Genomic DNA, 14,228 nt, shown 5'->3' with positions numbered 1-14,228 from the left:
TCTTGAAATCTTACTTTTTCGTAAACATCTTATAGATGGCTGGCAGAACCAGAAGCGTAAGGAGCGTGCTGGTAATGAGACCGCCTATTACAACCGTAGCTAAAGGACGCTGGACTTCTGCTCCGTCGCCATGGGATAATGCCATCGGGAGGAAACCCATAGAAGCTACCAGGGCCGTCATCAGAACCGGACGGAGACGAATCATACAACTGTCAATAATTCTGTTCTGAATAATAGCCGCCAAACTTGCGTCATTCTCCTCAGGAACCGCTGCCGCCTGCTTCTGTATCTGGTTCATCTGACCTATCAGCACGATGCCGTTGAGAACCGCCACGCCAAAGAGGGCGATGAAACCTACGCCCGCCGAAATGCTGAAAGGCATTCCGCGCAACCAGAGCGCCCAGACGCCACCTATCGCAGCAAGCGGAATGGCGGAGAACACGAAGAGGGATTCGCGCAGATTCTTAACCGTAGCGTAGAGCAGCAGCAGAATGATGATGAGCGCTACCGGAACCACGATTATCAGGCGCTGGGTGGCACTCTGAAGATTCTGAAACTCGCCACCATAATTATAATAGTAGCCCTCAGGCAGCTTCAGCTTCTCATCAAGGATGGACTGAATATCCTTCACGGTACTCTGCACGTCCCTACCCTTCACGTTGAAACCTACGTAGATGCGGCGGGCACCATTCTCATGAGAAACCTGAGCAGGAGCCGGTTCGTAAACCACATCAGCCAACTGAGAAAGCGGAATACTCTCGCCACCAGCCAGCGGAATACGGAGCGACTGAAGCGACTGGAAGTTGCGCTCCTTAGGGTCAAGACGCAGAACGATGTCAAACTTTTTATCGCCTTCGTACACAGCTCCAGCCGTAGCGCCCGCAAAGGTGGTTTCAAGAATGCGGTTGATTTCGTCAACAGTTACCCCATAAGCCGCCATGCGTTCATGGTTATATTTTACCTGAATCTGAGGCAATCCGGAAACCTCTTCCACGAAGATTCCACTCACGCCCGGCACATTCTTTATCATTCTTGAAACCTTATCAGCCTGCTGGGTAAGCACATCGAGATTGTCGCCAAAAATCTTAACCGCTACATCCTGCTTGATGCCCGTAAGCAACTCGTTGTTACGCATCTGGATAGGCTGCGAAATCTCAGCTTCCAAGCCCGGAATCGTCTTCAGGGTTTCTTCCATCTTCTCCATCAGTTCGGCGGTAGTTTCTGCCGAAGTCCATTCAGCTTTCGGCTTGAGCGCCACCATGATGTCGGCCCTTTCTACCGGCATCGGATCGGTAGGAATCTCGGCGCTACCTATGCGGCTCACCACCTGCTTGATTTCAGGATATTCAGCCTTCAGAAGTTTCTCAGCCTTGGAGCAGCTCTCTACCATCTGCGAGAGCGAAGTGCCCTGCGACATGCTCATTTCTACCGCAAAATCGCCCTCTTCCAGACTCGGAATGAATTCGCCACCCAGGAAATGGAAGGCTACTGCGCTCATGCAGAAGAGCGAAACGGCGCCGGTAATCACATCCTTATATCGCGCCAAGACCCATTCCAGAACCGGTCGATACCAGCCCTGAAGTTTCTCTATCATTCTGTCGCTAAAGGTTTTACGCACATGTCCCTTCTTGCTCAGGAAGAGCGCACTCGCCATCGGAACATAGGTGAGCGAGAGGATGAAGGCACCCAGGATGGCGAAGAAAACGGTAAGCGCCATCGGACGGAACATCTTGCCCTCGATGCCCACAAGCGTCATCAGCGGAATGTAAACTATCATGATGATGATTTCGCCAAATGCCGCACTCTTGCGGATGCGCGAAGCGGAATCATGAACCTCCTCATCCATCTCTGCCTGAGAAAAACGGATGGGAGTATCGGCAGAATTTCTCGCCTTCCGCTCAATACTCTTCACGCCCAGATGGGCCACAACAGCCTCTACGATAATGACGGCAGAATCGACTATCATACCGAAATCGATGGCTCCGAGCGACATCAGATTGCCGTCGATTCCGAAGGTCTTCATCATGCCGAAAGCAAAGAGCATGCTGAGCGGAATGACGCTCGCCACAACCAGTCCGGCACGCCAGTTGCCCAGGAAAATAATCAGCACGAAGATGACGATGAGTCCGCCTTCAGTCAGGTTTCGGGCGATGGTTCCCTCTACTCGGTCAACCAGGTGGGTTCGGTCGATAAACGGCTCGATAACCACGCCCTCGGGCAGAGATTTCTGAATCTGCTCTATGCGCAGCTTCACATTCCTGATAACCTCCTGAAAGTTTTCGCCCTTCAGCATGATGGCTATTCCGGCAACCACTTCGCCCTCGCCATTTCGGGTAACGGCTCCGAAACGGGTGGCATGACCCAGCTGAACCTTCGCCACATCACCTATCTTAATAGGAGTGCCGTTTACGGTCTTCACGGCGATATTTGCCACATCTTCCAGACTCTTCACCACGCCTATGCCGCGGATGAAATACTGGTTGGAATTTTCCTCTATGTAACTTCCGCCCGTGTTGGCGTTATTCTTTTCGAGCGCATCAAACACCTCGCTCACAGTCAGATTGCTGGCGTTGAGCTTATCCGTATTGATGGCCACCTCATATTGCTTCACATAGCCTCCCCAGCCGCTCACTTCCGCTACGCCCGGGGTTCCCGAGAGCTGTTTTCTCACAATCCAGTCCTGGATGGTTCGCAGCTGGGTGAGCGAATATTTGTGCTCGTAGCCCTTCTCGGCGCGCACGGTATAATGGTAAATCTCGCCCAGTCCGGTAGCAATCGGTCCCATCTCGGTTTCCACATTTTTGGGCAAATCTTTCTCCACCTGGGTCAGCATCTGGCTCACCTGCGAACGTACCCAGTAGATATCTGCATCATCATCAAAAACGAGGGTGATGACCGAGAGTCCGCTTCGCGAGATGCTTCTGCGCTCCTTGAGTTCGGGGATGTTGGCGAGCGCCATTTCTACCGGAGTAGTTACGTATTGCTCCACCTCCTGCGCTCCGAGCGAAGGCGCCTGGGTGATAACCTGCACCTGATTGTCGGTAATATCCGGCGTGGAATCGAAAGGAAGATGGATGAGCGAAACGATGCCCCAGATGACGAGGGCTATCGTGAAAACTCCCACCACCAGCTGGTGGCGGATGGAGTAAGTAATCAGTTTCTGAAACATAATCTGTTTTTCTTTAAAAAGCTCTTTATTGATGAAAAGCTCACCTTATATTAATGCTCATCCGCATGTTCGCCCGTGAGCGAAGCCAGATAATATGCATTTTCTGTCACAATCTTCTTGCCCTCCTGCTTCAGATGTTTGCAGAGTTTTACCTCGGTATAAGTTCCATCTGAAACGCCCGTAATAACCTCGTGGCGGGAGAAACTGTACTCGCCCTTCTCTGGCTTGCCGTTCAGAGCGAAGACAAACTGCTTGCCGTCGGTACTGACGATGGCCTTGGAAGGAAGGGCGATGCACGACTGGCTGCCCGTAGCTATCTTGCCGCTTACGTACATTCCGTCGAAGAGTCGGGCTGAGCCGTGAACGCCGCTGGTTTTAAGAGACTGTGCATCTATTTTTACATGAACAGCAACTGATTTCGAATTATCGTTAAAGTATTGGTTTAAACCATAGATATGGCCGACGAGCTTGATGCCCGGCTGATTGGTAAGCGAGAGATAAACCTTATTGCCCGGCTTTACCTTCTGCAAATCTTTCTCAAAAATGTTCAAATCGCACTCTATCGCCTGGTTGTTCTGAATCTTCATGAGCGGAGTCTGCATGTCGGCAAAGCTGCCCAAGCTGGCTGTAATCTGCGAAACCGTACCCGCAATCGGAGCACGCAAAGGGAAGGCTGTGGTAAACTTGCCCCTGGCTACGGCGGCGGTAGAAATGCCCATCTGGGCAAGCTGCTTGCCGATGCCGATGAGGTTGGCGTGGGCCACATGATACTCCTTAGCTGCCTGCTGCGCATTCTTCTTGACGCCAGCTCCGGCCTTGTTCAGCAGTTTCTGTCGCTCCAGGTCGGCAAGTGCCAGTTCGCACTCCTTGCTGGCAGAAAAATATTCGCGTTGCAGACTGACCACATCTGTATTTTCGACCAGCGCCACCACCTGTCCGCGCTTCACATTCTGTCCTTCCTTCACGTAGATAGCCTTCACCACGCCACCCATGAGCGAAGCCACATCGCCCTTGTTCTGGGCGCGCAAAACGAGCTGACCGTTGGCTGCAATCGTAGCATCCATCACGCGGTCAACCGCCTCGCCCATCTTCAGATCTACAGCATCTACCTGTTTCTGAGAGAGCGGAATATTGTCAAAATCCACCTCTTCATGTTCATGCTCATGTCCGTGTTCGGCAGCATGAGCCTCTGCTCCGGCGTGGTTTGAGAAAAAGGTGAAACCACCCCAGGCTAAGATTGCCGCAACGGCAACCACCAATATTCTTTTCATTTTTTCTTCTTTTTATTGATTAATAATTTCGGGTGAAAAAGTACGCACTTTTCCCTGCAACCCGGTTGCAAAAGCTGCATCCTGGTTGCTCTAACTGCAGAAAATCAACAAAAAGAAGGAGGTCCTCGCCTACTGATGGCCGTTTCATCAACACAAGGAAGGCTGGCTGCAAACTGCTGCCAACGCACGCAAATAATCGACGAGGTAGGGATAAACAAATACTCAGAAGAAAGTACGGAAAGAAGATGGTTACCATCTAAAAGCTGCTTCTGGATGTTCTTCACAATCTTGCCGTTGGTTACAAAATGGTGCATCTGATGCACGCGGCAACCATCGTTTTCATTCTCATGATGCTCAGTATGCTCATCGTTGAGCTTACCATCCTGCTGGCAACGTTCTACAACCATACATATACGCCCCATGTGATGATGATGCATCACCACCGTAGAGAGCAGCACACTCATCGTGGCCACCAGGAGGCTGAATAAGTATAGTTTCTTCTTTGCCATTTTATTCTGTTTCCAAATTTTAGGATTGCTTTATTCTGTCGGCAAAAATACATTAAAAGTACGAAATAGCCAAGTAAAACTGAGAAAATTAGCATTTTTTCTTAAAAAAATTAAAACCGAGTACCCTTAAAGCCCTTTGAATACGTAATATGATTAGTTTTTAGTAACTTTGCAACATAAAATTAAAAAATAGAAATGAAAAAAGTATTTTTAATCTTTCAATTACTCCTTGTAGTAATGCTGGCTCAGGCGCAGATGATGAACCCTGTGAAGTTCACCAGCTCGCTGAAAACAGACGGAAGTGCTGTGGCCGAAATCGTGTTTAGCGGAAAAATCCAACCGGGATGGCACGTCTACTCTACCGGTTTGGGTGGCGATGGTCCGATTTCCGCTTCGTTCAACGTAAACAAGCTTGAAGGTGTTGAGCTCGTAGGAAAACTTCAGCCACGCGGCAGAGAGATTGCAAAGTTCGACCCTCTCTTCGAGATGAAACTCCGTTATTTTGAAGGTAGCGTTACCTTTGTACAGAAGGTGAAGTTTACCCAACCAAATTATCATATTGATGCCTATCTGGAGTATGGCGCCTGCAACGACCAGAACTGTATGCCACCAAGCGAGGCTGGTTTTAAGAAGAGTGGCAAATCGCCAGCCGTTGATGCTCCTGCAGCTGGAGCAAAAGATGCTCTGAATGCAAAGGCGATTGATCCTGCTCTTGCTGCCAAGATGAAGGCCGATTCGCTGGCAAAGGTTGCAGCCCTGGCTCAGACCGACAGCGCTACTCAGCCCGTAGATTCTGCAGCTTTGGCATCAACTATGGAAAATCTGAACGTCAAGGACTTATGGAAACCGGTTGTTAAAGAACTTCAGGCATTTGGCGGAGCTAATGATATCGCCAACCATTCGCTCTTCTATATCTTCTTCATCGGTTTTGTGGGCGGTCTGCTTGCGCTCGTCATGCCTTGCATCTGGCCTATCATCCCGATGACCGTAAGTTTCTTCCTGAAGCGTGCTAAGAACGATAAGAAGAAAGGTATCCGCGATGCGATTACTTATGGTTTGAGCATCGTAGTCATCTATCTGGTTTTGGGTCTTGCCGTAACAGCCATCGCAGGTCCTAGCACCCTGAATGCGCTCAGCACAAGTGCCGTTTTCAACATCATCCTCTTCCTCCTGCTTGCCGTTTTCGCCTTCTCGTTCTTCGGTTGGTTCGAAATCAAATTGCCTGACAGTTGGGGAAATGCTGTAGACAACAAGGCTTCCAGCACCACGGGTATGATTTCTATCTTCCTGATGGCTTTCACCCTGGTATTGGTCAGCTTCTCATGTACAGCTCCTATCATCGGTTTGCTGCTGGTTCAGACCGTAACATCCGGCGACTGGCTCGCTCCTACCGTGGGAATGTTCGGTTTTGCGCTTGCTCTGGCGCTCCCATTCACCCTCTTCGCCCTCTTCCCATCATGGTTGAAGTCGGCTCCTAAGTCGGGTTCGTGGATGGAGACCATCAAGATTGTGCTCGGCTTCGTCGAGCTTGCCTTCTCTCTGAAGTTCCTCTCTGTAGCCGATCTGGCTTACGGCTGGCACATCATGGACCGCGAGGTATTCCTCTCTCTCTGGATTGTCATCTTCGGTCTGTTGGGTCTCTATCTCATCGGCAAGCTGAAGTTCCAGGTTGATGCAATCGGGGGCGATATCAACAAGCCTATGCCTGTAGCCTGCATCATGTTGGGCCTCTGCTCTTTGGCATTCTCGGTTTACATGATTCCAGGTCTCTGGGGTGCTCCTTGCAAGGCTGTGAGCGCATTTGCTCCACCTATTAATACACAGGACTTCAACCTCAACACCAAGACCGTAGAGCCTGCTTACAAGGATTATGAGTTGGGAATGGCTGCTGCCAAGGCTTCCGGAAAACCGGTATTGCTTGATTTCACGGGTTATGGTTGTGTAAACTGCCGCAAGATGGAGGCTTCTGTCTGGACAGATCCATCGGTTGCCGATAAGCTGACAAAGGATTATGTTCTCATCTCACTTTATGTAGATGACAAGACTCCTCTTCCTAAGCCTATGGAGGTAACGTTTAATGGCGAGAAGCGCACCCTGCGAACCGTTGGCGACAAGTGGAGTTATCTGCAGACAAGCAAGTTTGGAGCTAATGCCCAGCCATTCTATGTGGCTATTGACAACGATGGCAATCCTCTTGCAGCAGCCTTCAGTTTCAAAGAAGATGTTAGTGCTTATCTTGACTTCCTGAATAAGGGTCTGGATAATTACAGAAACAAATAATGTTTTTGATTTAATAGTTCAAATAAGGCCGGTATTAGTTCTTTAAGTAGATTTATGAAGGATAATTTCATTAGGTTAGTTAATTGAAGGTAGATTTATTTAGGATTAATACTTTCCCCCGACAGGTAATGGTTTCCAAGCCTTCCTGTTGGGGGATTTTTTTGTATAGGCACCAAAAAATAAAGGCACAAAAAAAATAGGGCCTGTTTCACAACAGACCCTAAACATACTTACTAAAACTAAATTAACCACTAAAAAAACTAATATTTTTTAATCCTAGAAAATAAGGTGAATAACACCTTTAATCTAAAAACCTAATCTATGACACGAAATCATCCCGATTTCTTGATTGCAAAGATAGGGCTTTTATATGAAACCGCCAAACTTTTTCCCAACTTTTTTTCTAAGAGTGGGCTTTTTTATCGGGATTTCACATTATTTAATCAATAACTCCCCTACCTTCACATTTTAGAACTTGTAGCCAACTGTCATCAGCAACTGATGGCGCTTGTTGTCAACCTTGGTTGCATTAACAGAACAGCCCATATCCTCAAAACTTTCGAATGGATAGAAATCTCCCTTCTGGGTAGAATACTGATAAGCCACATCAATAGCCAAATTCTGGTAATTGAAACCAATACCTAAAGTAAAACGGTTTGTTGCCTTCCAGTTGGTATAATCAGCAGAAGAAGCGATGTAAACGCCATTACTATCAAATGTCTGATCGCGCAAAGCATTATCCTTGTACATTGGCGATACATAATTATAACCTAATCGGATTGACAATATGTCAACAGGCTTAATCTCTGCACCTAACTTCAAGGTACTTACACCTTGCAGGTTCAATTGAGTATCGTGATTCATAGCCTCATCACTACTACTGCTCTCATAATAGTCTCCCCAATAGGAATCATAATAACCACCATCCTTCACACGGTTGTCCATATGATCGTACCAGGCATATTCATAAGTTGCACCAAGTGCCAGATAATTTCCTATAGTATGACCCAAGCTGGCGCCCACCTTCCATGGTGTATTGAGACGGAAATCATAATCTATACTCTGTCCCTTACTACCCTTGACATAACAAGGCTGCTGACTTCCATCTTTTTCCTCATAGGTAGCAGGATCATTATTTCCCGAAATAGTAATATCATTATCGCCACTAACTGTGAGATCATAGAAGATAGGACTATTAAAATAAGCACCTATACGGAAAGGAGAATCCTTGACTGGACGGAAGATAACACCCGCCTTCACATCAAATCCTGTTCCAGTAATCTTCAACTGCTCAAATGAATCCATTATATTGCCATCAACGAAGTCTTCAGAATAAAGAGAATTACTATTGTAATGAACATCATGAAGTCCGACTGTCAAACCAAGCCAAACCTGATTATTAAGCGAGCCACTAATGTTGAAATCATAGGTGCCAATATAACCATGCTGATACTGACCAAACAAATACTTATTAGCCTCAGCATAAGCCAAACCACCATCAGTAGGAACAGTAAACAAACCAGGCTGATAGTTTCCGGAATTATCCTTGTATCCACCAAGGTTAGCATCCTGGCTGGTCCAACCCGCATACTCCTTGAAATTCTTAGCTGCAGTTATCTTGTTAAGAGAAACATTCTTTAAAGCTCCAGCAGCATTCAGAATCTGTCCAAAGTCGGCACTCTTTTGATAATTGAAAGCCAGATTCATCCAATTGGTGCCTTTGTTTTTCGGACTCCATACGATACCAACCTGGTCGAAGGTTGGATGACTCTTTTTACCATTAAAAGTAATACGAGCATCATTATACTCCGTATAATTCTCTGCATCTGTCTGGGCGATAACTCCTGCTGTAAGAGTTATTTGGCTTTTACGGAAAAGACCAATACCAGCAGGGTTACTGCTGATAGTGGAAATATCGGCGCCCAAAGCTTCCATAGCACCACCCATACCCACATAGCGGGCAGTACCAGTAAGCTGGGGTGCAGCCAACTTAGCGTCCTGATAAGTTTCTTGCGCAGCAGCCGTCATGCTAGCCATGAGCATACTGGCAAAGAATATATGTTTTAAATTATTCATAATCTTCTCAAATACTAATTATTGTTATCAATTTATCTTTTTCCTCCGAAGCTGCCGCCACCAGAGCGACCACCACCGCCTCCGAAGCTACCGCCACCGGAACGGCCGCCACCTCCGAAGCTACCACCTCCGAAATTACCGCTACTGTTACTAAAGCCAGAATTACTACGACTACCCCAAGAAGAGTTATTATTAAAGTTGCCGATATTCTGACGCTGGCCAAAACTACGGTTAGAACCACTACGACGTGAATAAGTATTACGATTATTACCGCCAACACCTGTATACTGGTGATTAGAACCATCAATACGACCTGGGTTGTTGTAGCGAATGTTGCCTGCAAAGCCACCATAGCTAACATGCCCGATTACCGGACCTCCCCAATACCAAGGATTGTAGTAGCCGCCCCAGCCATAATACCAAGGGTCGTACCAGCCACCATACCAGCCGCAGTAACCATAATACCATGGATCATACCAAGGGTCGAACCAAGGATCATACCAGCCGGCATAATAGCCGTAGCGCCAAGGATTGTGCCAGCCCCACATGCGGCTGCGCCAGTAGTAAGGACCGTAACCATAATAATCGTAGAACCACGGATCATAGAATCCGTCCCATCGGCTCATCTCGCGTGTGCGTACGAAATCCTCATCCCTGTCAGCATACTTCTGGGCGAAGTAAGCATCATCATAAATGCTGTCTGGCGCCACACCCTTGCCCACATGGAACTGGATAATGTCGTTGCCAAGGGAATCTTTCCCTACATTCTCATAATGGCTGAAGATTCTGCCGCCTCGATTGTATTCATCAACCGAACGGTCGCTTCCGCTCCAAAACAGCCGATAAACACTATCTCTACGTGCCCGCTGCTCAGCATACTGGCGCTGGAGCAGAGCCCGTCTTTCAGCCTTTTCTTTGGCCTCCTTCTTCGGATTGAAGTAGAGGTCATCGTCCTGTGCCATCGAAGTGAGTGGCATCGCAGCTGCGATAAGGACTGCAAGAAGATACTTTCTTTTCATATTCTGTTCTCCTATTTATTTTTTTCCATTTTTCTCTTTCCAGATCCATCATAAACCATCAGGAAAAATACTCCAGAAAGAGCCATTTCCTGATTATATAATAATCTGGATGCAAAAATATTGCTTATCTTTATGCAAAAATACAGAATTTCCCTAAATAATTGTAGGTTTTCCCCTATTTTTTTATAATTTTGCAGAAGATTTAAAACAAATCTAGCTTTTTTGAACATTCGAAGGCGTTTTTAGACAAGAAATTAATACAAATTAAATATGAAATATTTAGTAGCAACATTCACTATTGAAACGACTGCCGACTTGATGCAGGCCACTCAGGATCTGCTTGCCGATGGTGCAGCCGAAGCCGGATTTGAATCTTTTGAAGAAACAGAAACCGGACTGGAAGCGTATGTGCAGAAAGAACTCTTCGACAAGGAGATGCTGGATGCCTATATTGCTGATTTCCCTATCGGGGATGCGAAAATTACCTACGAGGTGAAAGATGCAGAAGACAAGGATTGGAACCAGGAATGGGAAGAACAGGGATTCGAACCAATTTATGTGGACAACCAGGTGGTGATTTACGATGCGAAACATCCCGAACTCTATCCCGATACGAGCAACAGACCCGACATGATAGAAATTGGTATTGAGGCGAAACTGGCGTTCGGAACAGGAAACCACGAAACCACACGCATGATCATTTCGCAGCTGCTCCATATGCCTATCAGAACCAAGCGCATCCTGGATTGCGGAACGGGTACGGGAATCCTTGCCCTCACCTGCTCAAAACTCGGAGCGAAAGACGTGGTAGGCTACGATATTGACGAGTGGAGCGTGGAAAATGCCAAGCATAATGCCGTGCTCAACGGCGTAACTAACATGGAAGTACTCTTTGGCAACAGTCAGGTAATCAACCACATCAGCGGCGTTTTCGACCTGGTTCTAGCCAACATCAACCGCAACATTCTGCTCGACGACATGCGTGCATTCCGAAGCGTGATGAACATCGGCGGAACCCTGGTTCTGAGCGGCTTCTACGAAGAAGATATTCCTGTACTCCTGGAGAAAGCAGAAGAACTGGGAATGCATGAAATAAACAGACAGATTGACAACAATTGGGCCTGCCTTGTCTTAGGTTCATAAAGATTCTTTTCTGATTCTAAACATTCAGAACGAAAAATCTGAAATCAGAAATATCAGATTAAAACATACGAATAAAGGTTGGATTTTCGCATATTGCCAAAAGTCCAACCTTTATTCCATGAATTTCTTTTCATTATTATTGCTTCCTATGCAGAGCTGCTTGAGCTCATAATAACTGCCGTTGTAAATATTGAAATCTACGTAGCCTTTAATGCCCGGCAACTTGCCCACATCCGTATGCTGCCAGAACTTCCATTTGCCCTTATACTGAACCTTGTCAACATAATAGTGGGCTATCCAGTAAGGATAATCTTCGAAGACAGGCGCACTCAGATATTGCTCCTTGAATTTATAATAGGTGTAGATGATAGGTTTAACATGATACTTATCCTCTACAATATGCAGCCAGGTAAGCACATCACGCTGGAAATCCTCCACACTCTTATCTGCCGGCTTATGTTCAATATCCAGTACCGGAGGCAAATCGCCATCCGTAAGATGAACCTGGTCTAGGAAATAATAAGCCTGTTCTCGGGCTGTCGACTTATTGCTCCAGAAATGATAAACACCCCGGATGAAACCGAAATCGCGAGCCTGATTAAAGTTCTCGCGGAAATTCTCATCGAGCCGTGAAGAACCTTCCGTACTCTTGATGATGACGAAGCGCACAGGACAACCCTTGATCATCGCATTCTTGAGCTGTTCCCAGTCTATCTTGCCCTGATAATGAGAAATGTCGATTCCATGAATCTCGTAACCTTCAGGATATTCTGCATCGCCATAAAGCGCACGCCATCGGAAACCAGTTGGACCTACAAAGAAATGATAGAACAGAAAGACATAGAGCACGATAACCGCCATTCCGCCTATCCACCACGCCCAACGGGGATAGCGTTGCAAAAAAGAAGACGAACGCCTTCTACCACGGGAGCCGCCACGCCGAGGAGTTTTCTTTCTCGCCATGGCACTCTTTTTCTGTGAAGAAGCCGTTCGTCTTGTTGACATATAAAAAAATATTTATTCTATTTTTTACTTAGCCTGCTCCAACTGGAGAGTCTTTGTGGTCTGGTCGCAAACCTCAGAAGGACCCCAGTACTGGATAGGACCTGGATAAACGTAAGCTGTTTCCTTAGCCCACTCATCGCGCTTAGAAGCGAAGAACTTGAATGGAGCACCATCCAGCTCAACGAGAGCCTTGCGGATAACTGGCTTGTTAGCACCATTACGACGCTCGATGTTCATCATCATAGTGATTGGCACACCACCTGCAATCCACTCTGCTGCAGGAGCAGTTGTGTTCTTGATGATTGACATGTAACCGGTCTTGCCGTTAGCGATAAGGCGTGAAGCGTTGAAACCGAGTGAGTAGCAGTAGTCAGCATCGTAGTTAGAAGGAGCTGCGCAACGTCCCTCGTAACCGAAGAAGTGGTGCTGTGCAGAGAACTTACCAACAAACTTGCCTTCCTTCTTCCATGCAGCCAACTTCTCAGCTACCATGCGAGAAAGCAACTTCTCTGTCTCGATGAGAGAAACCTGTACGTTTCCGTGAGGGTCGCGGTCGAGGCAAAGCTGGCGAGCTACGTCAGCTGGCAAAGACTCCAATACTGCGAGGTTGTCCTTAGCGATGGCACCCTTAACGAATGCAATCTGCTCCTCAGCACTTGCAAACTCACGGCTCTCGCCTGTTGCAGGGTCTGTAAGAACCTCGTTCAATTCTGCGATGAGCTTCTTGATAGCTGGGATGAACTCGATCAGGCCCTCTGGGATGAGAACAGTACCGAAGTTGTTGCCCTCAGCAGCACGGTTAGCTACTGCAGTTGCAATATAAGTAACCACATCATCGAGTGACATTTCCTTAGCCTCTACCTCCTCTGAAATCAAGCAGATGTTTGGCTGAGTCTGGAGAGCGCACTCAAGAGCGATGTGAGATGCTGAACGACCCATCAGCTTGATGAAGTGCCAGTACTTACGTGCTGAGTTACAGTCGCGCTCGATGTTACCGATGAGCTCAGAATATGTCTTGCAGGCTGTATCGAAACCGAAAGAAGTCTCAATCTGCTCGTTCTTCAAGTCGCCGTCGATTGTCTTAGGGCAACCGATTACCTGTACGCCATACTTCTTAGCAGCATAGTATTCTGCGAGAACGCAAGCGTTGGTATTTGAGTCGTCACCACCGATGATGACAAGTGCCTTGATGCCGAGTTCACGAAGAATCTCAATACCCTTCTCAAACTGGTCTTCCTTCTCAAGCTTGGTACGTCCGGAACCGATGATGTCGAAACCACCAGTATTGCGGTATTCGTCCATGATTTCAGAAGTAATCTCCATGTACTTATGGTCAACGAGACCACCAGGACCGAGGATGAAACCATAGAGCTTGTTAGCTGGGTTGAGAGACTTCACACCGTCGAAGAGACCAGAAATCACGTTGTGACCGCCAGGAGCCTGACCACCTGAGAGGATAACACCTACGTTGAAAGCAGGAAGTTCCTTAGCCTCACCTGCCTCGAATGTAATAACAGGCATTCCATAAGTGTTAGGGAACAACGCCTTGATTTCATCCTGATTACCTACTGACTGTGTTGCTGCACCTTCAACTGCCTTTACTGGGCCCTGGAGAGCCTTAGGCAATTTTGGCTGATAAGCAGCTCTTGCAATCTGCAATGCACTTTTTTCCATAATTCGTTTTTTATTTTAATTAGTTGAAACTTCAAAAACATCTGCAAAAATAACTCTTTTCTGCGAGATACGGAAAGAAAAA

General features: G+C 47.1%; 10 protein-coding genes. 2 read left to right on the top strand and 8 right to left on the bottom strand.

Going from position 1 to position 14,228, the window contains the following annotated elements; all coding sequences use genetic code 11:
* Window positions 1-10: 10 nt before the first annotated feature.
* The 3 genes from F7D47_RS08755 to F7D47_RS08745 form a co-directional block, all read right to left on the bottom strand.
* A complete protein-coding gene (locus F7D47_RS08755; RefSeq protein ID WP_153085906.1) occupies window positions 11-3,169 on the bottom strand; it encodes an efflux RND transporter permease subunit in 3,159 nt (1,052 codons plus the stop codon).
* Window positions 3,170-3,219: 50 nt separating this feature from the next.
* The gene (locus F7D47_RS08750; RefSeq protein WP_153085905.1) at window positions 3,220-4,440 is read right to left on the bottom strand and encodes an efflux RND transporter periplasmic adaptor subunit; all 1,221 of its coding nucleotides are present in this window, start codon (window positions 4,438-4,440) and stop codon (window positions 3,220-3,222) included.
* Between the two features lie 104 nt (window positions 4,441-4,544).
* Window positions 4,545-4,949: a hypothetical protein gene (locus F7D47_RS08745; RefSeq protein WP_153085904.1), complete on the bottom strand. Its 405-nt coding sequence runs from the start codon at window positions 4,947-4,949 to the stop codon at window positions 4,545-4,547.
* Between the two features lie 195 nt (window positions 4,950-5,144).
* On the opposite strand from F7D47_RS08745, the gene F7D47_RS08740 reads away from it, so the two are divergent.
* On the top strand, window positions 5,145-7,229 hold the full coding sequence (locus F7D47_RS08740) for a protein-disulfide reductase DsbD family protein (protein WP_153085903.1): 2,085 nt from the start codon (window positions 5,145-5,147) through the stop codon (window positions 7,227-7,229).
* 468 nt (window positions 7,230-7,697) lie between these two features.
* On the opposite strand, the gene F7D47_RS08735 is transcribed toward F7D47_RS08740, so the two are convergent.
* The 3 genes from F7D47_RS08735 to F7D47_RS08725 are packed head-to-tail and all read right to left on the bottom strand — an operon-like array spanning window position 7,698 to window position 10,554.
* A complete protein-coding gene (locus F7D47_RS08735) occupies window positions 7,698-9,305 on the bottom strand; it encodes an OmpP1/FadL family transporter (protein ID WP_153085902.1) in 1,608 nt (535 codons plus the stop codon).
* Window positions 9,306-9,337: 32 nt separating this feature from the next.
* A complete protein-coding gene (locus F7D47_RS08730) occupies window positions 9,338-10,324 on the bottom strand; it encodes a hypothetical protein (RefSeq protein WP_153085901.1) in 987 nt (328 codons plus the stop codon).
* A gap of 11 nt (window positions 10,325-10,335) precedes the next feature.
* The gene (locus F7D47_RS08725) at window positions 10,336-10,554 is read right to left on the bottom strand and encodes a hypothetical protein (protein ID WP_153085900.1); all 219 of its coding nucleotides are present in this window, start codon (window positions 10,552-10,554) and stop codon (window positions 10,336-10,338) included.
* A 40-nt stretch (window positions 10,555-10,594) separates the two neighbouring features.
* On the opposite strand from F7D47_RS08725, the gene prmA reads away from it, so the two are divergent.
* On the top strand, window positions 10,595-11,467 hold the full coding sequence (gene prmA, locus F7D47_RS08720; protein WP_153085899.1) for a 50S ribosomal protein L11 methyltransferase: 873 nt from the start codon (window positions 10,595-10,597) through the stop codon (window positions 11,465-11,467).
* Between the two features lie 111 nt (window positions 11,468-11,578).
* Here the strand turns inward: prmA and F7D47_RS08715 are convergent, their stop codons facing one another.
* Together F7D47_RS08715 and F7D47_RS08710 are read right to left on the bottom strand one after the other, a co-directional pair.
* A complete protein-coding gene (locus F7D47_RS08715) occupies window positions 11,579-12,430 on the bottom strand; it encodes a glycoside hydrolase family 25 protein (protein ID WP_153084235.1) in 852 nt (283 codons plus the stop codon).
* Between the two features lie 66 nt (window positions 12,431-12,496).
* Window positions 12,497-14,146 (bottom strand): diphosphate--fructose-6-phosphate 1-phosphotransferase, encoded by a 1,650-nt coding sequence (locus F7D47_RS08710; protein ID WP_117586173.1) that lies wholly within the window; start codon window positions 14,144-14,146, stop codon window positions 12,497-12,499.
* Between the last annotated feature and the right edge of the window lie 82 nt (window positions 14,147-14,228).

It is taken from the genome of Segatella copri (assembly GCF_009494835.1).
GTDB lineage: Bacteria > Bacteroidota > Bacteroidia > Bacteroidales > Bacteroidaceae > Prevotella > Prevotella copri_F.
The sequence above is the reverse complement of the archived record's forward strand: the minus strand, read 5'-3'. Positions and strand labels throughout refer to the sequence as shown.

Excerpts from the sequence above, each read along its gene's own strand:
- prmA (WP_153085899.1), top strand. The coding sequence starts at position 10,595 with ATGAAATATTTAGTAGCAACATTCACTATTGAAACGACTGCCGACTTG.
- F7D47_RS08735 (WP_153085902.1), bottom strand. The coding sequence starts at position 9,305 with ATGAATAATTTAAAACATATATTCTTTGCCAGTATGCTCATGGCTAGC.
- F7D47_RS08730 (WP_153085901.1), bottom strand. The coding sequence starts at position 10,324 with ATGAAAAGAAAGTATCTTCTTGCAGTCCTTATCGCAGCTGCGATGCCA.
- F7D47_RS08725 (WP_153085900.1), bottom strand. The coding sequence starts at position 10,554 with ATGTTCAAAAAAGCTAGATTTGTTTTAAATCTTCTGCAAAATTATAAA.
- F7D47_RS08745 (WP_153085904.1), bottom strand. The coding sequence starts at position 4,949 with ATGGCAAAGAAGAAACTATACTTATTCAGCCTCCTGGTGGCCACGATG.
- F7D47_RS08710 (WP_117586173.1), bottom strand. The coding sequence starts at position 14,146 with ATGGAAAAAAGTGCATTGCAGATTGCAAGAGCTGCTTATCAGCCAAAA.
- F7D47_RS08740 (WP_153085903.1), top strand. The coding sequence starts at position 5,145 with ATGAAAAAAGTATTTTTAATCTTTCAATTACTCCTTGTAGTAATGCTG.
- F7D47_RS08715 (WP_153084235.1), bottom strand. The coding sequence starts at position 12,430 with ATGGCGAGAAAGAAAACTCCTCGGCGTGGCGGCTCCCGTGGTAGAAGG.
- F7D47_RS08755 (WP_153085906.1), bottom strand. The coding sequence starts at position 3,169 with ATGTTTCAGAAACTGATTACTTACTCCATCCGCCACCAGCTGGTGGTG.
- F7D47_RS08750 (WP_153085905.1), bottom strand. The coding sequence starts at position 4,440 with ATGAAAAGAATATTGGTGGTTGCCGTTGCGGCAATCTTAGCCTGGGGT.